Genomic DNA, 23,316 nt, shown 5'->3' with positions numbered 1-23,316 from the left:
CAGCCATTAAATTGCTCCCCAATATCACTTGAATCTGGATACCCTATTTGTGAAAAGCTAAGAAAGGAAACTTCTCAGGGAGCAGGGGACGATATTGGAAATTTGGAAAATCTATACAAACGATTGGGAGAATATTCTTCGTGTACCGATTGTTATTTTGTTAGTGGGAGCACTCACGATCCTTCCATCCGCTTATGCTTGGATTAACATTAAAGCTATGTGGGATCCATACAGCAAAACCGCTGGGATTAAAGTGGCAGTAGCCAACGAGGATGAGGGGGCAGAAGTGCAGGGAAAAAAGATTAATGTAGGTAAAGAAATAGTCCAGAATCTAAAAAATAATAAGAAACTCGGCTGGGTGTTTGTCAATCACTCTACCGCTGAGAATGGTGTGGAAACTGGTAAATATTATGCTTATCTTATTATCCCTAAAGACTTCTCAAAAAAGATGGCCAGCATACTTGAAATTAAACCGACAAAGCCGCAAATTCTATTTGGTGTAAATGAAAAGATTAATGCTGTAGCTCCGAAAATTGCCAGCTCAGGGGCATCAGCTGTGACAGCTCAAATCAGTCAGGCCTTTGTGAAAACTGTTGGAGATGCTATTTTTTCAGGTTTTTATAAAGCAGGAATTGAGTTAGAAAAAGCATTACCGTCCATACATACTATGGAGGACCAAATCTTTACATTAGAGAAGGCCTTGCCACAGATAGAAGAAATGGGAAAGAAAGCAATCGAGCTCGAGGGAAAGCTGCCTGAAATTAGGGAAAAGGGACAAAAGATCATTGAATTGGAACAAAGGATTCCCGAGATTAATCAGGCAGGAAGCAGTATTTTAAAAGTAGAAGCTAATTTGCCGCTTATCCATGAAGCAGGCAATAAGGTATTGGCACTTCAACTGAAATTGGCTGATATGAATCGTATAAATGAAATTGTTACCCAAATTGGAGAGCAATTATCTGAAATAGAGGCAGATCTTAACCAAACAATCAATCGTTCTGGACTGGCGGCAGCTCAGGGTGAAACTAGTGAAAATCAGGCTCAGTTAACACAACTTCATGAGGAACTTGTACGTATTCAAAATTCCATTCAACTGGCTCGTGGTGACCTCCAGCAAAAGGTATCAGAAGGAGAAGCGATTGTTAACTCCTCTGCTAATTTTATAAAAAATGATCTCTCAACTATTGAAGGGAAAATTCAAAAAGCGGCTGATTTTGTTCGAAATGATCTTCCTGCACTAGAAGCTGATATTCGAAATGCTGCTAATCTGGTTCGAACAAGGCTTCCTCAATTTGAAACAGCTGTCCATAAAGCAGCTGATTTTGCAAGAAATGACCTGCCAGGCTTTGAGGCACAAATCAAAAGTACAGCTGCTAAAATGCGAAGATTAAAAAGCAGTGTGGATGTGAATGATTTACTTCAATTTTTGAAGCATGACCCGCAAAAGGAGAGTAACTTTTTATCCAGTCCTGTTCTATTAAAAACAAAAAGGATATTCCCTATTCCAAATTATGGATCAGCAATGACACCTTTTTATACGATGCTTGCACTATGGGTAGGCGCTACCTTCCTGATTGCATCACTTCGAGTGGATGTAGAGGACAAGGATCAACAGTTTAAGAGCTATCAGGTTTACTTTGGAAGGATGCTTACTTTTCTTACGATAGGGGTCCTTCAAGCTGTTATAGTATCACTTGGTGATTTGTTGTTCATCCATACCTATGCCGTTGATAAATTATGGTTTGTTCTTTTTAGTATTTTTATTGGACTCGTATTCGTTATTATCACATTCACTTTATGCTCGGTCTTTGGCACAATCGGAAAAGGTTTAGCGATTATTCTTTTGGTGCTGCAAATTTCAAGTTCCGGTGCGACTTTTCCAGTTAGTACGACCTCGGCCTTTTTTCAAATGATTTATCCTTTTATGCCTTTCACCTATGCGGTAAGTTTGCTGCGGGAAACGGTTGGAGGAATGGTACGAGATGTGGTGGTAAGGGATGTTTTATTCCTGCTCGTCTTTGTGGCTGCCAGCTTTCTTTTAGCACTAGTCTTAAAGAATCCATTGAGCAAACGAATCCAGAAGACGGCAGAACAAGCAAGGGCTTCAAAGATCATTCAATAAGCAATTTTACGTTTTCAAAATCGAGCATCCGCTTAGGTACTATTTTTCTTGACAATAAAAGAATTAATATGTTATTAAAATAATTGTTAGCACTCGGCAGATAAGAGTGCTAAAATAAAGGTATATTTTGCAAAAAGGAGAGGTCTTGATGGAAACAAAGCAATTTAAAGCGGAGTCGAAACGATTACTAGATATGATGATTAACTCAATCTATACACACCGGGAGATTTTCTTAAGAGAGTTATTGTCAAATGCAAGTGATGCGATTGATAAAATTTACTATAAAGCCTTAACAGATGATACGTTGACCTTTGACCAAGATAGCTACTACATAAAAGTCACGGCTGATAAGGATAATCGAGTATTAAAAATCACCGATACCGGCATAGGGATGACGAAGGAAGAACTTGAAAATAACCTTGGTACGATTGCGAAAAGCGGCTCGTTAGCTTTTAAAAAGGAAAATGAACTTAAAGACGGCTATGACATCATTGGACAATTCGGGGTTGGCTTTTATTCAGCTTTTATGGTCGCGGATGAAGTATCAGTGATTAGTAAGGCTCTAGGTAGTGATGAAGCTTTCAAATGGGAATCTAAAGGAGCGGACGGTTATACCATCACACCATGTGAAAAGGATTCTGTCGGTACGGAGATTACGTTGAAAGTAAAAGAAAATACCGAAGATGAGAACTATGATGAGTATCTTGAAGAATATCGATTAAGGTCAATTATCAAAAAATATTCAGATTTTATTCGCTATCCGATTAAAATGGATGTAACAGAACGTAAGCTCAAAGAGGGCAGTGAGAACGACTTTGAGGAAGTAGTCGAAGAACAAACCATTAATAGTATGGTTCCTATCTGGAGAAAGAATAAGAAGGATTTAACTACCGAAGATTATGAACATTTTTACTCCGAAAAACGATATGGTTTTGACAAACCGCTTAAACATATTCATATCAGCGTTGACGGTGCTATTAGATATAATGCCATTCTGTATATCCCTGAAAACATCCCGTTTGATTATTACACACAGGAATATGAAAAGGGGTTAGAGTTATATTCAAATGGCGTGTTAATCATGAATAAATGCGCTGATTTGCTGCCTGACTATTTTAGTTTTGTTAAGGGTATGGTGGATTCTGAAGATCTTTCATTAAATATCTCAAGAGAGATGCTTCAGCATGACCGGCAATTAAAGCTCATCGCCAAAAATATTAATAAAAAAATCAAAAGTGAATTATTGTCGATTATAAAAAATGAACGAGAAAAGTACGAAGAGTTCTTTACAGCATTTGGCAGACAACTAAAATATGGTGTTTACAGTGATTATGGAACCCATAAAGATGAACTTCAGGATTTGTTAATGTTCTATTCATCTAAGGAGAAAAAATTGGTCACGCTTGAGGAGTATGTTTCAAGGATGCCGGAGGACCAAAAATATATTTACTATGCAACTGGTGAATCGAATGAACGAATTGAAAAACTGCCGCAAACGGAATTAGTTGCGGATAAAGGGTATGAAATTCTATATTTCACCGATGAGATTGATGAGTTCGCGATAAGAATGCTAATGTCATATAAAGAAAAAGAGTTTAAATCAGTTTCCAGCGGAGATTTAGGATTTGAAGCGGATGAAAATCAAGATACAGCTGCCGAGGAACAAGACAATAAAGATCTATTTGATTTTATGAAAAATGTTCTAAACAACAAGGTTAAAGATGTAAAAGTATCGAAACGACTTAAAACCCATCCTGTTTGTTTATCTACTGATGGGGCAGTATCGATTGAAATGGAAAAAATCCTTAACGCCATGCCAAATAGCCAAAATGTGAAAGCAGACAAGATCCTAGAAATTAATGTCCATCATGAGGTGTTTGCTTCATTAAAAGACGCCTTTGAAAAGGACAAAGACAAGTTAACCATATATACAAACCTGTTATATAATCAAGCATTGCTGATTGAAGGTTTACCAATTGAAGACCCAGTCGAATTTACAAATCAACTATGCAAAGTAATGGTATAAAGAAGGGAGGGATTGCAGCAGGCTGCAATCCCTTTTTTATTGAAAAATATGAACTCTAGTTCAATTTTCATGAAAAATATGATATAATCATATAAAGAACATATTTTAGGTAATACCTAATAGATTGGATGATTATATGGCAAAATAAAATTTAATAAGGAGTGGTTGAATGACAGATTTAATGAAAGAAAATTTAAAACACCGAAAACTTCCTCTAACAAGGGTTATTGTGAGAATCATCATGATTACCATCGGAGCCATTCTTATGGCGACAGGACTAGAAATATTTTTAGTTCCGAACCATGTTATTGATGGGGGGATTACCGGTATCTCCATCATGCTTGCACATATTACCGGATGGAAATTGGGACTCTTTCTATTTGTATTGAACCTGCCATTTGTGTATATGGGCTACAAACAAATGGGAAAAACCTTTGCTTTTTCAACCATTTATGGAATTATTGTTTTATCCATTTTTACTTCCTTTTTTCACCCTATTCCTCCTTTTACAGAAGATATCCTCCTGGCCACCCTATTTGGCGGAATGATTTTAGGCATTGGAGTGGGTCTGGTCATCCGTAATGGCGGGGCATTAGATGGCACAGAAATACTAGCTCTTGTTATTAATAAAAAGGTTCCTTTTTCGGTTGGACAAATTATTATGTTTATGAACATATTTATCTTAGGGGCAGCGGGCTTTGTCTTTTCCTGGGACCGTGCCATGTATTCCCTTTTAGCTTATGTCATAGCTTCGAAAGCAATTGATACGGTTGTCCAAGGACTTGAAGAAACTAAATCTGTCTGGATTATTAGTGACAATGCCGACGAGATTGGAGATGCCGTTAATGACCGTTTAGGACGGGGAGTCACCTACTTAAACGGTGAAGGCGCTTATACTGGGGATAATAAGAAAGTCATTTTCAGTATCATTTCCCGACTGGAAGAATCCAAACTGACGACCATTGTCGAGGAAATTGATCCTACAGCGTTTTTAGCCATTGCTGACATAGCGGAAGTTAGAGGTGGCCGCTTTAAGAAGCGCGATATTCACTGACTTATTACGGAAAGTGTAAAGAAAAAGGATCCGTCACCAAGACAGATCCCTTTAAGTACACTTAATGACCTAATTCAACATCATCAACATGGTTAATGTGCTTTCTGTTTATTAAAATGAACAGAACAGAGAGAAGGACAAAAATACCTCCGACAATAAATGGAGTGGAAGAATTAAAAATTTCTGCAAGCTTACCCGCCATAAATGGTGCAATCGCACCGCCAATAAAGCGAAGGAAACTGTAAGCGGCTGACGCTGTTGAGCGTTGTACCGGTGCAGCATTCATAACAGCGGTGGTAATGAGTGTATTATTATTACCTAATAATGCACCTGCCGCTATCACGCAAGTAATGATAACTGCTTGTGAAGATGTCCATATTCCCATAACAAAAAGAAGAATACCGAACATGACAAGCATCGCACACATGGTTTTAATGGTTCCAAACTTCTGCTGTAGTTTAGGAGCCATAAAAACAGAGGTAATCGCCAGTAAGACACCCCAGCCCAGGAATACAAACCCAAGCCCATGTTCATCCAATCCCATCACAAACGGGGCATAGGCGAGAAGCGTAAAAAAACCAATATTATATAGGGCAGCCGTGATTCCGAAAACCAATAAAGAACGGTGTTTTAAGGCACGAAAAGGATCTGCAAGTGTTGTTTTCGCCTGGCTCTTTTGATTCTGTTTAGCATTGGGCATTAAGACAATTAAACCAATAAATGCAATTATCATGAGTGATGCAACCCCAAGAAACGGACCTCTCCAGGACATCGCCCCTAACCATCCTCCAAGGAGCGGGCCTACAGAAATTCCTAGTCCAATCGCAGCTTCATACAAAATGATGGCTTTGGCCGTTCCGCTATTGGATAACGACACAATGGCTGCAAGAGCAGTGGCAACAAATAAAGCATTGCCTAAACCCCAGCCTCCGCGAAGACTGACTAGCGCCCAAATTCCATTTGAAAAGCCTCCAAGTGCAGAGAAGACCGCAATGATGACAATCCCTGAAAGAAGGGTCCACTTGATTCCCAGCCTAGAGGAAATCATTCCGGTAATAAGCATTGCCACTGCCATTACCGCATTATAGCTGGTGAACAATAAGGTAACTTGACTATGTGAGGCATGTAATTGTTCTGCAATGGCAGGTAAAATGGGGTCAACAAGGCCTAAACCCATAAATGCAATGATGCTGGCAAAAAATACTGCCCACACTGCTTTTGGTTGTGTTAATAACGATGTTTGTAACATTGGTTCCGAAGTGTTTTTTGCTGAGGTTGTATCAATCGACTGTGGTGTTGATGACATTAACATCTCTCCTTTTTGTTGTAAAAATATCTACCTAATTGGCCCTCTCGCGGTTATAAATAATAAAATGAGGAATATTTCGAAAACTTTTCTTCAGCGAGTATTTATAGCCTTGTATCCAATGACCTCCTTAGGTAAAATAGTTGTATAATGAAACTATATGATTGTATTATACAACTATTTTTCGCTACGTCAATGATGTTTTTGCTGTTTCTATATGAAATGAAAAATCAATTGCGAGTGTGATATGATAATGTGTAGGAATTTTAAAACTGTGAGGTAATAAAATGATTGAAAAGGCCCTAGAAATGATTGAACTTGAATTAGCTATCCTGCTTCGCCGAACCACATCTGATAATAACCATAAAAAAGTTGGGAGTCTTGACCGATCTGCCTATCTGCTGCTTCGCCGCATTGCTATGAAAGGGGCAGTAGGCGTAAAGGTCTTAGCGGGTGAATTCCAATTAGATATATCAACAGTAAGCAGACAAGCAGCTGCTTTAGAGCAGAAGGGGTTTTTGTATAAGATACCTGATCCGTTAGATGGGAGGGCATACACCTTTCAAATTACCGAGTTAGGTAAAAAGGAATTATATGAACATATGCAGGCTCGTATGGACCGAATAACAGAATTACTAAAAGATTGGCCGGAAGAGGAGTGCCGGGTTTTTGGCGAGCTGCTTAGAAAATTTAATTATTCGTTTTTAGAAGGATAATAACCATTAAGGTTTGATGGAATGGATGGAGGTAACTGGTAAGTATGAAATAAGAACTTACCGGTTACCTCATTTTAATTCGTGCCAAACGCCAGATAGTTAAATGATGCGCTTGTAAGCTGCGCCTATCGGCCAGAAATTAGAGTGATCCGCCACTATCCAAAGTCTATCCGCTAGTATTATGGCCAAACACCAGATAGGTAGAACCGTTATTTTTATTGTCCCTTTAAAGGGGGAAGTAACTGGATAAACCGTTCAAAAGGAAGTTCACAGGCAGGGTATTTTTCTAATAAATCGAGCATGGACAAACCCAAACCCTGTTTTGCCATTAACTCCTCATTTTTTTCAAGATGCTCTAACTCTTTCTTATGCGGAGGGCAGGATGTAAATTCAATCAGCTCACGCAGCTGCAGCTTTGTTGTCTTTTCCTCCAGATTCACACTATATTTCAATAGATCCCAAGCCCTGACAGGAAAATCAAGTGGCAGATGAACCAGTTTTTCCTTGTCACCTGATAAAATTAATTGTTTATTAGGATCCACTGCAAAACGATTTAATACACGAACAACCAGTTCGGCTGTATTTTGAGGCAAGGTTGCCGTTTGAAGGGTGCTAATAGAAATCGAATCCATGAAGGAATCTGGATTCTGCATTCTGACAAATTGACTCGAAAGTGTGTCCTCAAAATGATTATCTTTATTTTCAATTCCCAACTCCTTAAAAACATTCGTCCATAACAATTCATGCCATGATTCGAATTGGTCTTCAAAATCACCACTGACATTTCCCTGGCCCTTCTGAATTAAACGGATTGCCCCTTTTTCGGCTAACTTTTCATCAAGAAGGGTAGGAATACTTTGATACGTACTAGCCCAATTTGTATCCCCACAGCCAAATACAGCAAAGTGAACAGATTTCAGTGAGTTCCTATCTGCTTCCTTTAACCACTTAACAAATTTACGAGCATTTTTTGGCGGTTTTCCATTATACGAGGAACAGACAATGAGTACAGCCCCATGTCTTGGAAGTTTGTCAACAAAATTGTCCAGGGGTGCGACTTCACTTTGGAACCCTTTGAAACGGGCTGTTACGGCTAAATCATGTGCGATTCCCTCTCCAGTTCCCATATTTGAACCAAATAACACGAGCAGCGGTGTGTTATGTGAAACTGTTTGGACTTGATTATGTATCTCTGTTTGAAATAGGTTCTCTGCTGAAAAGACAGATGAACGTATAGTCTCCTCTAAAATAGGAACAGTGAAATTGGATTTACGCGGTTGAACTTTTATATATAATTTATCCGGTTTAATGGTCAATGTTTCTTTAATCTTCAATTGATAGTCCGTATGATCAATTAATTTAAATTGCTTTAAAATCATCCCAATTACTAGAACAGCCTCATGCATAGCAAATTGCTGTCCGATACAGGCGCGCTGGCCATTACCAAACGGCTTATAGGCATGATGTGGTATTGATTTAGGGTCGGCAAACCGCTCTGGTTTAAATTCTTCGGCATCTTCTCCCCAGGCACTTGGATCACGATGTAAAACCGGCAATAAAATATTGACCACATCTCTTCGCTTAAGTAGATAAGTCCCAGCCAAAAGGGTATCTTCTTTAGCGTATAGGGAGAAGAGTGGAGCGGTCGGCCAAAGTCTTAAAGATTCATTTAAAATCATTCGAATATACTTTAATTGGCGGATTTGCTGGTAAGTTGGAATCGGACCTGTCAGGACACGGTCTACTTCCTCATAGGCCTTTGCTAGGACCTCTGGATGATTCATTAAAAAATAGAGAGCAAAAGATAGTAACCCGCTCGTCGTTTCATGTCCGGCAATCAAAAAGGTAATGATTTGATAGCGGATATTTTCGTCGCTAAGTTTTTCGCCAGTTTCCGGGTCAGCGCATTCCAGCATCCGTGAGAGCAGATCCTCCGCATCATGACTATCGCTATTTTTCCGTTCGTCAATAATTCTATCAACTAGAGAAAACATGTAGTCAATATCAAGATTAAACTGGCGTTTTTTCTTAATCATCAGCTTATCTTGAATGCCGAGCCGGTTGCTCTGGTTCATCGCTTCGTCAAGGGCGCGTCCCATACTTTTAATAAATCGATGCGGCTTTTCACGATAAAAACTATTAAACCTATAATTAAACCCGCATAAACCAATCGTATCAAGTGTAAGCCTTGTCATATCTTCAGGAACATTAATACTTTCATCCGAATTAAGACGGGACCATTTTTGTACGAGCTGCAGGGCAACGTCAACCATCATAGCATGATAGCCCTTCATAGCACTTTGACTAAAGCTGGGGAGAAGAATATTATGTGCCTTGCGCCAGTTTTCCTCTTTTGTCCAGCTTGTAAACAGGCCATCTCCTGAAAACGCTCTCACTTTTTGCAATGGAGCATTGACAAGTTTATCGAAACGGGACTCATCGGAGGCGTCTTTGACTAATTCGGCTGAAGAAATAAAAATCCCAGTGCCGGTAGGGAATTTAAGTTTAAATATTGGACCGTATTCAGCGGCAAGTTTCATGATGGATTGTGACGGTTGTTGTATGTCTAGCTGTGGGAGATTACCGAGCGGGCCGAATGTATTAGGTTGTGGAATAATTCCATGAGTAGTTGTAACCATGTCTCTATTATACCTCTCCTTCATCTGAACATCCTTATTTCAAAAATTTACAATATTAAAATAATATTGAGAAGATTATAACATGAATGCATTATTAATATAAGATTTTATTAAAATAAATATTTTGACAGGGTTCTACATGGTTATCAAAAATCGATATAATTTTATTGGTTATTTAGTTGGAGATAACGACAAAATTACTGTTTTATTATCCAAAAGCAAATAAAAAGATATATAACGTGGTACGAAATATTATTATATCGAAAGAATAATTAGGGTGTAATGCAATAAATAAAGCAGAACTAGAGACATAGCCCATTTTTATTGTTATTATTTTTTTGTAACGATAGTTGTTTATAAAAAGGAGACAGAAAGCAATGATTACAAACAGAACCGAACAAGATTTCTTGGGTAAAAAAGAAATCCCAAAGGATGCCTATTATGGAATCCAAACACTTAGGGCGGTTGAGAATTTCCCAATTACAGGGTACTCCATTCATGAGGAATTGATTAAAGCATTAGCCATGGTAAAAAAGGCAGCTGCAATAGCAAATATGAATACAAAGAGATTATATTCCGGGCTTGGGGATGTCATTTGTCAAGCAGCAGATGAAGTGATAGCAGGAAAGTGGAACGACCAATTTATTGTTGATCCAATTCAAGGCGGAGCCGGAACGTCCATGAACATGAATGCAAATGAAGTAATCGCCAATCGGGCGCTTGAATTGCTTGGTCATGACAAAGGAGCTTATATTCACTTAAGTCCGAATACACATGTAAATATGTCGCAATCGACGAATGACGTTTTCCCGACAGCCATTCACATCGCTGTTCTAAAATTACTTGAAAAATTACTCGTGACTATGAATGATATGCTTGCCGTTTTTCAAGAGAAGGCGAGACAATTTGAAAACGTTATCAAAATGGGGCGGACCCATTTACAGGATGCTGTTCCAATCCGCCTTGGTCAAGAATTTGAAGCTTACTCTCGTGTTCTTGAACGTGATATTAAGCGGATTTCAAATTCCAGAAATCATTTATATGAAGTGAATATGGGAGCTACAGCAGTTGGGACGGGGTTAAATGCGGATCCACAATATATTATAGATGTGGTAAAGCAGCTAGCCGACATTAGCGGGCTTCCATTAGTAAACGCCGAACACCTCGTGGATGCAACCCAGAACACGGATGCATATACGGAGGTTTCAGCCACATTAAAAGTTTGTATGATGAACATGTCAAAAATCGCAAATGACCTGCGTCTAATGGCATCTGGCCCGAGGGCAGGTTTAGGAGAAATCAGTTTGCCAGCCCGCCAGCCTGGGTCTTCCATTATGCCAGGAAAAGTAAATCCAGTCATGCCGGAGCTTATTAATCAAATTGCATTTCAGGTAATTGGAAATGATCATACGATCTGTCTTGCTTCTGAAGCAGGTCAATTGGAATTGAATGTGATGGAGCCGGTATTAGTGTTTAATTTGCTGCAATCAATCAGTATTATGAACAATGGATTCCGTTCGTTTACCGATTATTGCTTGAAGGGGATCGAAGCGAACGAGGCTCGATTAAAGGATTACGTTGAAAGAAGTGTTGGTATAATCACGGCCGTAAACCCCCATTTGGGATATGAAGTTGCAGCGAGGATTGCGAGAGAAGCAATCGTCAGCGGGAAATCGGTTCGAGAATTATGTTTGCAGCATGATGTGCTTACAGAAGAAGAACTGGATTTAATATTAAATATATTTGAAATGACAAAACCAGGAATTGCTGGTGCAGCTCTTTTAGATAGAGACTAAAAATATAAGCACTTATCCAATATTTTATTACGGATGAGTGCTTTTTTTTGTTTTAAAGACTAAAATAGGAAAATTCGAATGTAAATGTAACAAATGTTAACAATAAGAGCGATATATACAACGAAATTGTAAAGGATGGTGTTGGTTGATGGATACCTTTTTATTATTGATGACACTTGTTTCAATAGTCATCGTTGTTTTAGGTGTATCATGGTTTAAATGGCATGCGTTTATCAGCTTGCTTGTGGCTAGTTTGTTTTTAGCGCTAGTGTCCGGGCTATCGCTGGATAAAATAGTCGCTGCCTATGAAACGGGTGTAGGCGGGGTTCTTGGGCATTTAATCGGGATTTTAGCTCTAGGGACCATTTTAGGTAAGATGATGGCAGACTCTGGAGCGGGGATGCAGATTGCTGAATATTTTATTCGCGTTTTTGGGGTTAATAAATTACCCTGGGCCATGATGCTGTCAGGTTTTATTATTGGTATTCCTGTATTTTTTGAAGTGGGAATTTTAATTCTATTACCTCTAGTTATTTCAATTCACAAATCATCTAAACAAAATATTTTATTAATCGCCTTGCCGTGTATCGCAGGATTATCCATCGTACATGGACTGGTTCCACCGCATCCCGGGGCATTGGCAGCCATCAGTATCTACAAGGCAAATCTAGGTAGAGTCCTTTTATATTCGTTAATTATTGCGATTCCAGCCGTTATTATTGCTGGTCCATTGTTTGCCATGTGGGTTAACAAAAGAGTTGTACCACAAGGAGAACCTGAGTTGATTCGAATAAGTAAGGAAGCTAGAACGTTACCAGGTACAGGAATTTCTTTTTTCATCATTCTGCTGCCAGTGTTACTAATGATTCTATCAGCGGTTGCTCCTTACTTAAAATTAACCGCGGGGATAACGAAATTTCTCATTTTCATTGGAAGTCCAATTATTGCCCTCTTGATCTCTGTCTTTGTTGCTTATTATTTCCTTGGCCTACGGAGAGGGATGGGAAAAGAAGTTATTAAAAAATTGACAGAGGAATGTTTATTGCCAGTCGGTTCCATCGCTTTAATCATTGGGGCAGGTGGTGGATTTAAACAAATTCTAATCGAAAGTGGAGTAGGGGATACCATCGCACGGATGGCAGAGAATTTATCGCTATCACCACTTGTATTGGCCTTTTTAATTGCTGGTTTAATTCGAATAGCTACGGGATCTGCTACTGTTGCCCTTACTACTGCCGCTGGGATTGTTTCACCAGTGGTTGCAGGGATGACAGACGTGAATCTTGAATTATTGGTTATCGCGACGGGCGCAGGATCGTTAATGTTTTCACACGTTAACGACGCCGGCTTCTGGATGGTTAAAGAATATTTAGGTTTAAGTGTTCCGGAAACCTTTAAAACTTGGACAGTCTTAGAAACGATTCTTTCATTCGTGGCGTTTGGGGGAGCGTTGCTGTTGAATATGTTTTTTTAAGAGAGACTTAAAAAGGTGCCAACTATTTGAGGATTGTTGGTACTTTTTTTAATGAAAAACAAAAAAAGGGCTATAGGCCCTTTTTCTTTATCAAAGATAATCATTTTTGCTCTTTTTCCTTCTTTTTATCAGGTTTCCGGTCACTTAAGGTACGATAAATTTGTGTATACATACTGCCTTGTTCAATATTCTCAAGAAAAAAGGGACCAATCAGCTCTATGTACTCTTCATCTTCAAACATTTTTTTATTTTGTAATTCCATTTCTGCTAATCCCTCATAAATCGATAGGAGGGCGTAGGTATGATCCTCTCCGGAAATTGGTGTAAGAATCTCGACTTTGTGATCATAATTTTCAGTTCTGAATTTTTTAATCTCCCTTAAATTATCAATTCCTTCTTTAAACTTATCTTGTTTAATGACAAACGTCTGATGAATATAAACAGACATTTAAGCACCTCCAAAGAATAAACAAAACCTAGGTATTACTATATACCTATCGCTTGTTTTTATTCCAAGGATTTAGTGCAAAGGAATTATTTTTCTTTTATAACATCAGAAAAGTAATTTTATTACCAGAGAAAAGTGATAAAATGAACCTATGATTTGTAAATCTATTACAGAAAATCAGAAATAAAATTGGGATAATTAGGTTAAAATCTGAAACCAATTTCTGTGTACATCGTCAAATTAGATAGTAGTAGGTAAATCCAAAATAATTAACGGGGAAAAGATGGGGGAAAATGAGCAGGTTTACAAGAATGATCGCAATAATAATGGCAGGTTGTGTATTTGGACTAGCTGGTTGTGCAGAGCAGACAACTAAAGAAAAGGAAGCAATGGCAGCAGGGCAGCAAACAAGCCCGCAAGAGAAAAACCTTAAAGCAGAGGAGAAAAAGAAAGTTGAAAAACCGGTTTTAGTCAATCTTATCGATCCAAATACTAAAAAGGTTATTAAAACAATTAATCCAAAGGATTTGGGATTTGGGACAGAAGATGAAAAATATAAAGACGAAATAGCCGGATTAACAAGGGAATTGGCTCGAGGAACAAAAGATACCCCAGGTTATGATAAAAGAATGATCCTCGATAAGTTAGATGGAAATGGACAAGTCATTAAGGGTTCACCGCAAACGGTGCTTGAAGAGGAAGAGTTGACTGAAAAAATCATTCAGGCTTCTTTAAAAGGTGGTGACGTTGAAATTCCCTTATATGTGACAGCAAGCGGCTATAAGCCGGAGGAGGCGCCGCAATTAGGAGAGGTAGTCGTTTCTTCTTATACTACCTATTTCCATGGGGGAATGTCGGGCAGAACTAAAAATATTACGTTATCGGCAAAAGCGATTAATAATGTCATTTTAGGTACCGGGGACTCTTTCTCCTTTAACACAACTGTAGGACCAAGTGATGCCGAGCATGGCTATCAACCCGCACCAGAAGCTCTTGATGGAAAGTTAGTGGAAGGAATCGGCGGTGGTATTTGTCAAACCTCTTCCACGCTTTACAACGCGATTGATAAACTAGCTGTCAGTTATATTGAAAGAAATCATCACTCTCTGCATGTAGGTTATGTGCCAGCAGGAAGGGATGCAACGGTATCTTATGGCGGGTTAGATTTTCGATTTAAAAACACAACGGGTGTTCCATTGATGTTAAAAACAGTTGTAAAAAAAGGATCCATCACTGTAGAAGTAAGAACGGCAAAAGTATACCAAGGTCAAGTGAAAAAACAAAAATAAGGAAAAGTCCCTGCAGTGCTCCGCGCGCAGGGATTTTTTCTTGGTCATTCCACTTCAACTATCTCATTTCTTCCCAATCTGCATAGTGGCCGCTGCCTTGGCATCCTGGACATTCAAAGGAATTAAAGTAGGCAAACTCATTATAAGGGTACACTGTATAACCTCTGCCCTCGCAATCAGGGCATTTACCCTGTTCCTTCATATTGGTGACATGATTTTGATATTTTGCCTCTTTCCATTGATTAAATGAGTTGAGTAGTCCCATTTTCTTCACCTCATTGTTTTTTCTTAGTATGGGGGAAAAATGGAATAATTATGCTTGCATGTTTTCTTATAAAATGGGGGAATTTTACTAGGTTATTGATAGATCTCCTTTTGCGTCTGATATATTATATGAAAATGCACACCAGAAAGTGAGTCCTCCAGTAAAAGGTTGTACAAAATGTATAAAAAAAAATAACGAACCTGGAGCCATGCTAGTCCAAAGTTCGTTATCGTAAAAGTTAACTATTTACGTCAAAGTTTAGTTTCTTTAATCGATACTGTAAGCTCTGACGGCTTAATCCAAGCAAATTTGCTGTTTTGGAAATATTATTATCATTTTTCTTAAGCACATGGTCAATATAGGTTTTTTCAAATAACTCCATTTGTTCTTTTAGAGGTACTGTAACATCTCCCGTTTCTTTCATAAAGGTTTCAACCGTAGAGAGGGGTATCATTCTTTCCTTCATCTGCATTTTGTTTCGATACTGGTAAGGTAAATGGCGATACCTGATGAAGTCTTCACCATCCATCATAATGTTCATAGCGGCTTCAATAATATGCTCCAGTTCACGTACATTACCATGCCAATCATATTCAAAGAAAGAAAGTTTGACCTCTTCCGATAATCCTTTAACCTGCATTTGAAACCGTTCATTGTATTTTTCAATAAAATGTTCCACTAATAATGGAATATCTTCTTTACGATCTTTTAATGGCGGCACAAAGATAGTTACGACCCCTAGTCGATAATACAAGTCTTTTCGCATTCGATTATTAGCTACCGCATCAATTGGATCTTCATTCATATTCGCAATCACTCTGACATCAACGGCCGTGTCCTTTGTGTCCCCAATCCTTCTTATTGTTTTTTCCTGGAGGACTCGCAGCAGTTTTGCTTGAAGATTTAAATTTAAGGAGTTTATTTCATCAAGCAGCAGAGTGCCGCCGTTGGCCTGTTCAAATAATCCCGGGGTATCCATAGCCCCTGTGAAAGCACCGCGTTTTGTCCCGAACAGGAGACTCTCGATTAAATTATCTGGTAAGGCTGCGCAATTTTGTGAAATGAACGGTCCTGATAACCGCTCACTTCCATTGTGAATACTTTGTGCAAAAAGTTCCTTCCCTGTACCGGTGTCACCAACAATCAATACATAGGATGAGGTTCTGGTCGCACGTTTAGCCGTTTCGATTACTTCCTTTATTGCTGGGCTGGTGCCGATAATATGATCAAAAGTATACTTAGAAGTTCCTTTTTTCATGTTGCCCTTGATTAATTTTTCCAGCTTTGTAACATCATTAGCAATTTCCACGGCACCCCGAAGTTCATGATCGGAATAGATCGGAATGGTGTTGTTAATGGTAGTAATTTCTCTTCCTTTATTATTAAAATATGTTTGTTTTACGTTACTAGTTTCTTTTCCTTCTTGGAGGGCTTTTACTAGAGTACTAGATTGGTCGTCTTTAAACATAAACACGTCCAGCAAATTTTTATCCATGACATCCTGAAAATCCATCGATTCCATTTGCATCATTTTTTTATTATAAATAATCGTTTTTCCTGTTTCATCGACTGCATGGACTCCTACATCAATCTCGTCCAAGATCCTCTTATACATCCCTGTTAAATAAATTAAGTCATTCTTTGATTTTTCCATTGTGTTATACCCCTTGTTTTTCCTCTATGCATCTATTTAATCAAAGAAAACATTCTAATGCAAAATAATTTTGCTATTACTTTTAAAAAAATGAATTTTGCGCAAAAATAATTGGCTCTTACCACTGTAAAAAAGCTTTTAAACTGCAAAAATAAAGTTGGCACGGAACTTGCAATATCCTTTTATGTACAACAAAAGGGGGAAAAACAATGTATCCATATTCACATGAACCATTTACTAATTTTACGGAAGAAAAAAATATACAGGCATTTAAAGAGGCACTTGCCTACGTCCAATCAGAACTTGGTAAACACTACCCAGTGATCATTAACGGTGAAGCTATTGAAACAGAAGAAAAGATTGTTTCAATTAATCCGGCGAACAAGGAAGAGGTTATTGGCAGTGTTTCAATGGCCAATCAAGAGCTAGCTGAAAACGCAATGCAGTCAGCATTAGCAGCTTTTGAATCGTGGAAGACGTGGAGTCCAGAGCATCGTGCCAATATCCTATTCCGTGCAGCTGCTATGTTGCGCCGCCGTAAACATGAATTCTCTAGCTATCTAGTAAAGGAGGCAGGGAAGCCATGGAAGGAAGCAGACGCAGATACTGCTGAAGCAATTGATTTTATCGAGTATTATGCTAGACAAATGTTAAGTCTGAAAGAGGGTGTACCTGTAAAAAGCCGGGCTGGAGAATATAATACATTCAACTATATTCCGCTTGGAGTGGGAATCATCATTTCACCATTTAACTTCCCGCTTGCCATAATGGCAGGTACAACAGTTGCAGCAATTGTGTCTGGAAACACGGTTCTATTAAAACCGGCTAATTCCACACCAATCGTGGCTGCAAAATTTGTAGAGCTGATGCATGAAGCTGGACTGCCAAAAGGCGTTCTAAACTTTGTACCTGGGAGCGGTGCTCAAATTGGTGATTACTTAGTAGATCATCCGAAAACTCGATTTGTCTCGTTTACAGGTTCCCGCGAAGTAGGGTGCCGTATTTATGAACGTGCGGCAAAAGTAAATCCAGGACAAATTTGGTTAAAACGTGTGATTGCCGAGATGGGTGGTAAAGACACTGTTGTGGTCGATAACGAAGCGGATTTGGATCTTGCTGCAGCATCGATCGTCTACTCAGCATTTGGGTACTCCGGTCAAAAATGTTCAGCTGGATCCCGCGCTGTTGTGCACCAAGATGTGTATGATGTTGTCCTTGAAAAGGCCGTTGCGCTAACAAAAACACTTACACTTGGTAATCCAGAATTACAAAACACTTACATGGGACCAGTTATTGACGAAAGATCATTTAAAAAGATTATGAGCTATATTGAAATTGGAAAAGAAGAAGGCAGATTAATGACTGGCGGCGAAGGGGATGACGCCAAGGGCTATTTTATCCAACCAACCATACTCGCTGACTTGGATGAGGATGCCCGCCTTATGAAGGAAGAAATTTTTGGTCCAGTGGTAACCTTCTGTAAGGCACGTGACTTTGATCATATGATGAAAATCGCCAACAACACGGATTATGGGTTAACAGGAGCACTTATTTCAAATAACCGCGAGCACATTGAACGTGCAAGACAAGAATTCCACGTAGGAAATCTTTATTTTAATCGTACATGTACGGGTGCTATTGTAGGTTATCAGCCATTTGGCGGCTTCAATATGTCTGGAACCGATTCAAAAGCAGGGGGACCAGACTATTTACTGCTTCATATGCAGGCGAAAACGACTTCAGAAATGCTTTAAGATCGGAAGGGATGGGGGCATCCAATGGTGCTCCCTACGAATAAAGGGGGAAACGAACATGATGGTAACGACGAAAACAACAGAAATTATTGAACAAACAAATAAATTTGGTGCCAATAACTATCATCCACTGCCAATCGTCATTGCGAAAGCAGAGGGTGTTTGGGTAGAAAGTCCAGAAGGCAACCGATATATGGATATGCTAAGCGCCTATTCCGCGGTGAACCAGGGGCACCGCCATCCGAAAATTATTCAAGCATTAAAAGACCAAGCAGATAAAGTTACGCTGACATCACGCGCCTTTCATAATGACCAGCTTGGTCCTTGGTATGAAAAAATTTGCCAGCTAACCAATAAAAATATGGCACTTCCAATGAATACAGGTGCTGAAGCAGTTGAAACTGCTCTAAAAGCAGCACGACGCTGGGGTTATGAAGTAAAAGGTATTGCAGAAAATCAAGCTGAAATCATTGCCTGCACAGGGAATTTCCATGGCCGGACAATGGGAGCTGTGTCGCTTTCATCAGATCCAGAGTACAAACGTGGATTTGGTCCAATGCTTCCTGGCATTAAATTAATTCCATATGGTGATTTAGAGGCATTAACGGCAGCGATTACACCGAATACCGCAGCATTTTTAATGGAGCCTATTCAAGGAGAAGCAGGAATCTTATTACCTCCTGAAGGATTCTTAAAACAAGCTTCTGAATTGTGTAAAGAAAATAATGTCTTATTTATAGCTGATGAAATTCAAGTTGGTTTGGCTCGTACGGGAAAAATGTTTGCCTGTGACTGGGAAGATGTTGAACCAGATATGCTGATTTTAGGAAAAGCGCTTGGAGGCGGAGTATTTCCAATCTCATGTGTGGTCGCTAACTCGGACGTTCTGGGGGTATTTAATCCAGGTTCTCACGGTTCCACATTTGGAGGAAACCCGCTTGCTTGCGCCGTTTCACTTGCGGCATTAGAGGTCATTGAGGAGGAACGTTTAGCGGAACGCTCGCTGGATTTAGGAAAATATTTCATTGATAAATTAAGAGCGATGAGCTCTCCAACCATTAAAGAAATCCGTGGAAAAGGCTTGTTTATTGGCGTGGAATTAACTGAAGAAGCTAGAACCTATTGTGAACAATTAAAAGAAGCAGGGTTATTATGTAAAGAAACCCATGATACGGTTATTCGCTTTGCACCGCCGCTCATTATTACAAAAGAGGAAATTGATTGGGCTATTGAAAGAATTCAAACCGTTTTATCATAAAAATATAACTCTAGCATAATAAGGGGTGGCGTAGATGCCTGAGAATCAATTGGTTGATGAAATGTCTAAGGAACAACAACAGGAACAAGAATCATTAAATTTATTTTATTCCACACAAACAGTGATCCGAAAAGCATTAAAAAGGTTAGGGTATACGAACGAAATGTATGAGCTTTTAAAGGACCCGCTGCGATTATTGACAGTTCGAATTCCTGTTAGAATGGATGATGGTACCGTAAAAGTCTTTACAGGCTATCGTTCTCAGCATAATGATGCGGTAGGGCCGACAAAGGGCGGAGTCCGTTTTCATCCAGAGGTGGATGAAGAAGAAGTCAAGGCATTATCCATTTGGATGAGTCTAAAATGCGGTATAACCGACCTTCCCTATGGCGGTGGAAAAGGTGGAATTATTTGCGACCCAAGGCAAATGTCTTTTAGAGAGCTAGAGAGACTCAGCCGCGGCTATGTACGGGCGGTCAGCCAAATTGTTGGGCCTTCTAAAGATATTCCTGCCCCGGACGTCTATACAAATTCGCAAATCATGGCGTGGATGATGGATGAATACAGCCGCTTACGCGAGTTTGACTCACCAGGTTTTATTACCGGAAAACCTTTAGTCCTAGGAGGTTCAAAAGGCCGTGAAACAGCCACAGCAGCTGGCGTAACCATCTGTATTGAAGAAGCTTTAAAGAAAAAGGGTAAGGAATTAAAAGGGGCCCAAGTGGTGATTCAAGGCTTTGGGAATGCTGGTAGTTATCTAGCTAAATTTATGCATGATGCAGGTGCAAAGGTGATAGCTGTTTCTGACGTATATGGCGGTATTTACGATCCAAACGGTCTTGACATTGATTACTTGCTTGATAGAAGAGATAGCTTTGGGACATTCTCGCAATTATTTACTGATACCATCACCAACCAAGAACTGTTGGAGATAGATTGTGACATTCTTGTTCCTGCGGCTATTTCCAACCAGATTACAGCGCAAAATGCTGCCAATATTAAGGCTTCGATTGTGGTGGAAGCTGCCAATGGGCCAACTACGCTTGAAGCCACGACGATCTTAACAGAGCGCGGAGTCTTGCTTGTTCCAGATATTTTGGCAAGTGCTGGCGGAGTAACAGTTTCCTATTTTGAATGGGTTCAAAATAATCAAGGCTATTATTGGTCAGAAGAAGAAGTAGAAGAAAAACTTGCAAAGGTGATGAAGAAATCCTTTGAAACCATTTATGAAACGGCTAAGTCACATCAAGTAGATATGCGTTTAGCAGCCTATATGGTTGGGATCAGAAAAGTAGCTGAAGCCTCCAGCTTCCGCGGCTGGGTATAGATGAGACATTCTTTTTGCCGATCGAAATCATAAAATGAGGAGTGAACAACTTGCCAAGGATTGAAGAAACTGTATACAGTCCATGTTCTGGTACCGTTGAAAAAGTTTTAACAAAAAAAGACAACCATGTATATGAATGGGAAAAATTATTTTTAATTAAAACAAATAACGGTAAAATGGAAGAGATTTCAATTGGTATTAGCGGACATGTCACCTCATTGAATGTGAAGGACGGCCAAAAGGTGGATACTGAAACTGCTCTTGCAGTGATAAAAGATGATTTGATTATTACAGGAAGTGATTGAGCAGGAATCCCCTTTCCATTAGATGGGAAGGGGATTTTTGCATTTTATATGCAAAATTTTTTTAAAATAATGCAAAAAAAATTGGCATAACGTTCAATAAGTGTTCACAATACGGTTTATCATATTTGGCACAAAACTTGCAAAATAAAGATTAGAATAGTGAAAAAATTAAAAAGATTAAGCAGTTGGTCATAATGACAGCAGCTGGAATCTTTTTATCAACAGGGGGGTTCCTGTTGAATGTTTCCTTTTCTACAGGAAATGGGATGGGAAAATATTGTAAGCGTATTCTTCGATAAAAAAAGGGGGAAACTTAATGAATTTACAAGGAAACAAGACACCAAATGAATTAAAAAGAACCATGAAGTCCAGGCATTTGTTTATGATTTCTTTAGGAGGGGTAATAGGATCAGGACTTTTCTTGGGTTCTGGTTATACAATTAGCCAGGCTGGTCCAATGGGTGCTATTCTCTCCTATATTGTTGGCGGCTTTATCATGTTCTTAACGATGCTTTGCTTAGGGGAATTATCAGTGGCCATGCCGGTTTCGGGATCTTTTCAAACCTATACCACAAAATTTATAGGTCCGGGTACAGGCTTTGCTCTTGGCTGGCTGTATTGGCTGGGATGGTCTGTTACCGTTGCATTGGAGTTACTTTCTGCCGGCCAGCTTATGCAGAGATGGTTCCCAGATTCACCTGTTTGGATATGGTGCGCGATATTTGCTATTGTTCTGTTCTCTCTTAATGCACTATCTGCCCGAGCATTTGGTGAAACAGAATTCTGGTTTTCAAGTATTAAAATTATTGCTATCTTAGCATTCATTGTCCTTGGCGGCGCTGCTATGTTTGGTGTAATCAGTTTGAAAGACGGGCAGCCAGCTCCATTCTTAACAAATTTTACAGCCAACGGTCTGTTGCCACATGGAATCACAGCTCTTTTGATTACTATGATTACCGTAAACTTTTCGTTTCAAGGGACTGAATTAATTGGAATTGCAGCTGGAGAAAGTGAAGAACCTGAGAAAACCATTCCAAAATCGATTAAACAAACGGTTTGGCGGACGTTATTTTTCTTCGTTTTAGCGATATTTGTATTAGCAAGTTTAATCCCAATGAAACAAGCTGGCGTGGTCGAAAGCCCGTTTGTCGTTGTGTTTGACAGTATTGGCATTCCGTATGCGGCAGATATTATGAACTTTGTGATCTTAACCGCATTACTTTCTGTAGCCAACTCTGGCTTATACGCCGCAACCCGGATGATATATGCGATGTCAAAAGAGAAGATGGCGAGTCCTAGGCTGGCACAAGTCAACAAGCAAGGGGTCCCGTTTAACGCACTTGTTTTAACAATAGGGATTGCCCTATTATCTTTATTATCAGGTTTTTTTGCAGAAGAGACCGTTTTTGTTTGGCTCCTATCGGTTGCCGGACTTGGTGCACAAGTTGGCTGGATTTCCATTACGGCTTCACAAATCGCCTTCCGCAGGAAATTTATTCGAGAGGGCGGTAAAGTGGAGGATTTAAAATTTAGAACACCACTTTTTCCAATATTGCCGATTATAGGCTTAACCTTAAATTGTCTCGTGCTGGCAAGTTTAGCATTTGATTCTGAACAGCGTCTTGCTCTTTATTTAGGAGTTCCTTTTGTCGTAATTTGTTATTTAATCTACCATTTTAGAATCAAGAAAAACCGTGAAATGGATGGCCTAGCTGAACAAGAATTAAATCTAAATGAAAATAAAAAAATGATTATATAAACCAAGGATTCCTAGAATCGATCTTGTTTTTTATATTCTGTTGATTGGAGCGGAAGGCGCTCGACTCCTGCGGGAGTACGGGGCAGGGGAGACCCAGCAGGCGCAAATGCGCCGAGGAGGCTCC

Annotated in this window: 17 protein-coding genes; 12 read left to right on the top strand and 5 right to left on the bottom strand. The window is 39.3% G+C overall.

Annotation, left to right across the window (positions count from 1 at the left end; translation table 11 throughout):
- The first annotated feature begins 94 nt into the window (after window positions 1-94).
- The 3 genes from V7266_RS08545 to V7266_RS08535 all read left to right on the top strand — a co-directional run bounded on the left by V7266_RS08545 (window position 95) and on the right by V7266_RS08535 (window position 5,202).
- The gene (locus V7266_RS08545) at window positions 95-2,122 is read left to right on the top strand and encodes a YhgE/Pip domain-containing protein (RefSeq protein ID WP_335467463.1); all 2,028 of its coding nucleotides are present in this window, start codon (window positions 95-97) and stop codon (window positions 2,120-2,122) included.
- A 148-nt stretch (window positions 2,123-2,270) separates the two neighbouring features.
- On the top strand, window positions 2,271-4,148 hold the full coding sequence (gene htpG, locus V7266_RS08540; protein WP_335467462.1) for a molecular chaperone HtpG: 1,878 nt from the start codon (window positions 2,271-2,273) through the stop codon (window positions 4,146-4,148).
- Between the two features lie 169 nt (window positions 4,149-4,317).
- Entirely contained in the window at window positions 4,318-5,202 is an 885-nt protein-coding gene (locus tag V7266_RS08535; RefSeq protein WP_335467461.1) for a YitT family protein, read from the top strand.
- Between the two features lie 61 nt (window positions 5,203-5,263).
- On the opposite strand, the gene V7266_RS08530 is transcribed toward V7266_RS08535, so the two are convergent.
- A complete protein-coding gene (locus V7266_RS08530; protein WP_335467514.1) occupies window positions 5,264-6,451 on the bottom strand; it encodes an MFS transporter in 1,188 nt (395 codons plus the stop codon).
- Window positions 6,452-6,795: 344 nt separating this feature from the next.
- Between V7266_RS08530 and V7266_RS08525 the strand changes: the two genes are divergently transcribed.
- On the top strand, window positions 6,796-7,224 hold the full coding sequence (locus V7266_RS08525; RefSeq protein ID WP_335467460.1) for a MarR family winged helix-turn-helix transcriptional regulator: 429 nt from the start codon (window positions 6,796-6,798) through the stop codon (window positions 7,222-7,224).
- Window positions 7,225-7,439: 215 nt separating this feature from the next.
- Here the strand turns inward: V7266_RS08525 and V7266_RS08520 are convergent, their stop codons facing one another.
- Window positions 7,440-9,863, bottom strand: coding sequence for a cytochrome P450 (locus V7266_RS08520; RefSeq protein ID WP_420491356.1), 2,424 nt, complete (start codon window positions 9,861-9,863; stop codon window positions 7,440-7,442).
- A gap of 377 nt (window positions 9,864-10,240) precedes the next feature.
- Between V7266_RS08520 and aspA the strand changes: the two genes are divergently transcribed.
- Both aspA and V7266_RS08510 read left to right on the top strand, forming a co-directional pair.
- A complete protein-coding gene (gene aspA, locus V7266_RS08515; protein ID WP_335467459.1) occupies window positions 10,241-11,659 on the top strand; it encodes an aspartate ammonia-lyase in 1,419 nt (472 codons plus the stop codon).
- 148 nt (window positions 11,660-11,807) lie between these two features.
- A complete protein-coding gene (locus V7266_RS08510; RefSeq protein WP_335467513.1) occupies window positions 11,808-13,133 on the top strand; it encodes a GntT/GntP/DsdX family permease in 1,326 nt (441 codons plus the stop codon).
- Between the two features lie 100 nt (window positions 13,134-13,233).
- Here the strand turns inward: V7266_RS08510 and V7266_RS08505 are convergent, their stop codons facing one another.
- Window positions 13,234-13,581: a hypothetical protein gene (locus V7266_RS08505; RefSeq protein ID WP_335467458.1), complete on the bottom strand. Its 348-nt coding sequence runs from the start codon at window positions 13,579-13,581 to the stop codon at window positions 13,234-13,236.
- Between the two features lie 311 nt (window positions 13,582-13,892).
- On the opposite strand from V7266_RS08505, the gene V7266_RS08500 reads away from it, so the two are divergent.
- Window positions 13,893-14,870 carry a VanW family protein gene (locus V7266_RS08500; RefSeq protein ID WP_335467457.1) on the top strand — a complete coding sequence of 326 codons (978 nt, stop codon included), beginning with the start codon at window positions 13,893-13,895 and terminating at the stop codon, window positions 14,868-14,870.
- 58 nt (window positions 14,871-14,928) lie between these two features.
- On the opposite strand, the gene V7266_RS08495 is transcribed toward V7266_RS08500, so the two are convergent.
- Both V7266_RS08495 and V7266_RS08490 read right to left on the bottom strand, forming a co-directional pair.
- Window positions 14,929-15,135 carry a methionine aminopeptidase gene (locus tag V7266_RS08495; protein WP_335467456.1) on the bottom strand — a complete coding sequence of 69 codons (207 nt, stop codon included), beginning with the start codon at window positions 15,133-15,135 and terminating at the stop codon, window positions 14,929-14,931.
- A gap of 238 nt (window positions 15,136-15,373) precedes the next feature.
- Window positions 15,374-16,789, bottom strand: a complete 1,416-nt coding sequence (locus V7266_RS08490) for a sigma-54 interaction domain-containing protein (RefSeq protein WP_335467455.1) — start codon at window positions 16,787-16,789, stop codon at window positions 15,374-15,376.
- 209 nt (window positions 16,790-16,998) lie between these two features.
- On the opposite strand from V7266_RS08490, the gene pruA reads away from it, so the two are divergent.
- The 5 genes from pruA (at window position 16,999) to V7266_RS08465 (ending at window position 23,192) form a co-directional block, all read left to right on the top strand.
- On the top strand, window positions 16,999-18,543 hold the full coding sequence (pruA, locus tag V7266_RS08485) for an L-glutamate gamma-semialdehyde dehydrogenase (protein WP_335467454.1): 1,545 nt from the start codon (window positions 16,999-17,001) through the stop codon (window positions 18,541-18,543).
- 61 nt (window positions 18,544-18,604) lie between these two features.
- A complete protein-coding gene (locus V7266_RS08480; RefSeq protein WP_420491355.1) occupies window positions 18,605-19,801 on the top strand; it encodes an ornithine--oxo-acid transaminase in 1,197 nt (398 codons plus the stop codon).
- Window positions 19,802-19,862: 61 nt separating this feature from the next.
- Window positions 19,863-21,128, top strand: coding sequence for a Glu/Leu/Phe/Val family dehydrogenase (locus V7266_RS08475; RefSeq protein ID WP_335467512.1), 1,266 nt, complete (start codon window positions 19,863-19,865; stop codon window positions 21,126-21,128).
- 50 nt (window positions 21,129-21,178) lie between these two features.
- The gene (locus V7266_RS08470) at window positions 21,179-21,433 is read left to right on the top strand and encodes a hypothetical protein (RefSeq protein ID WP_335467452.1); all 255 of its coding nucleotides are present in this window, start codon (window positions 21,179-21,181) and stop codon (window positions 21,431-21,433) included.
- Window positions 21,434-21,749: 316 nt separating this feature from the next.
- Window positions 21,750-23,192, top strand: a complete 1,443-nt coding sequence (locus tag V7266_RS08465; RefSeq protein WP_335467451.1) for an amino acid permease — start codon at window positions 21,750-21,752, stop codon at window positions 23,190-23,192.
- The last annotated feature ends 124 nt before the right edge of the window (window positions 23,193-23,316 follow it).

The organism is Neobacillus drentensis (genome assembly GCF_036965645.1).
In the GTDB taxonomy this organism is placed as follows: domain Bacteria; phylum Bacillota; class Bacilli; order Bacillales; family Cytobacillaceae; genus Neobacillus; species Neobacillus drentensis_D.
The sequence above is the reverse complement of the archived record's forward strand: the minus strand, read 5'-3'. Positions and strand labels throughout refer to the sequence as shown.

Bases quoted from the DNA above. Each gene is read 5' to 3' on its own strand.
- V7266_RS08525 (WP_335467460.1), top strand. From the start codon at position 6,796: ATGATTGAAAAGGCCCTAGAAATGATTGAACTTGAATTAGCTATCCTG.
- aspA (WP_335467459.1), top strand. From the start codon at position 10,241: ATGATTACAAACAGAACCGAACAAGATTTCTTGGGTAAAAAAGAAATC.
- V7266_RS08475 (WP_335467512.1), top strand. From the start codon at position 19,863: ATGTCTAAGGAACAACAACAGGAACAAGAATCATTAAATTTATTTTAT.
- htpG (WP_335467462.1), top strand. From the start codon at position 2,271: ATGGAAACAAAGCAATTTAAAGCGGAGTCGAAACGATTACTAGATATG.
- V7266_RS08535 (WP_335467461.1), top strand. From the start codon at position 4,318: ATGACAGATTTAATGAAAGAAAATTTAAAACACCGAAAACTTCCTCTA.
- V7266_RS08505 (WP_335467458.1), bottom strand. From the start codon at position 13,581: ATGTCTGTTTATATTCATCAGACGTTTGTCATTAAACAAGATAAGTTT.
- V7266_RS08510 (WP_335467513.1), top strand. From the start codon at position 11,808: ATGGATACCTTTTTATTATTGATGACACTTGTTTCAATAGTCATCGTT.
- pruA (WP_335467454.1), top strand. From the start codon at position 16,999: ATGTATCCATATTCACATGAACCATTTACTAATTTTACGGAAGAAAAA.
- V7266_RS08465 (WP_335467451.1), top strand. From the start codon at position 21,750: ATGAATTTACAAGGAAACAAGACACCAAATGAATTAAAAAGAACCATG.
- V7266_RS08495 (WP_335467456.1), bottom strand. From the start codon at position 15,135: ATGGGACTACTCAACTCATTTAATCAATGGAAAGAGGCAAAATATCAA.
- V7266_RS08500 (WP_335467457.1), top strand. From the start codon at position 13,893: ATGATCGCAATAATAATGGCAGGTTGTGTATTTGGACTAGCTGGTTGT.
- V7266_RS08520 (WP_420491356.1), bottom strand. From the start codon at position 9,863: ATGGTTACAACTACTCATGGAATTATTCCACAACCTAATACATTCGGC.
- V7266_RS08480 (WP_420491355.1), top strand. From the start codon at position 18,605: ATGGTAACGACGAAAACAACAGAAATTATTGAACAAACAAATAAATTT.
- V7266_RS08490 (WP_335467455.1), bottom strand. From the start codon at position 16,789: ATGGAAAAATCAAAGAATGACTTAATTTATTTAACAGGGATGTATAAG.
- V7266_RS08530 (WP_335467514.1), bottom strand. From the start codon at position 6,451: ATGTTACAAACATCGTTATTAACACAACCAAAAGCAGTGTGGGCAGTA.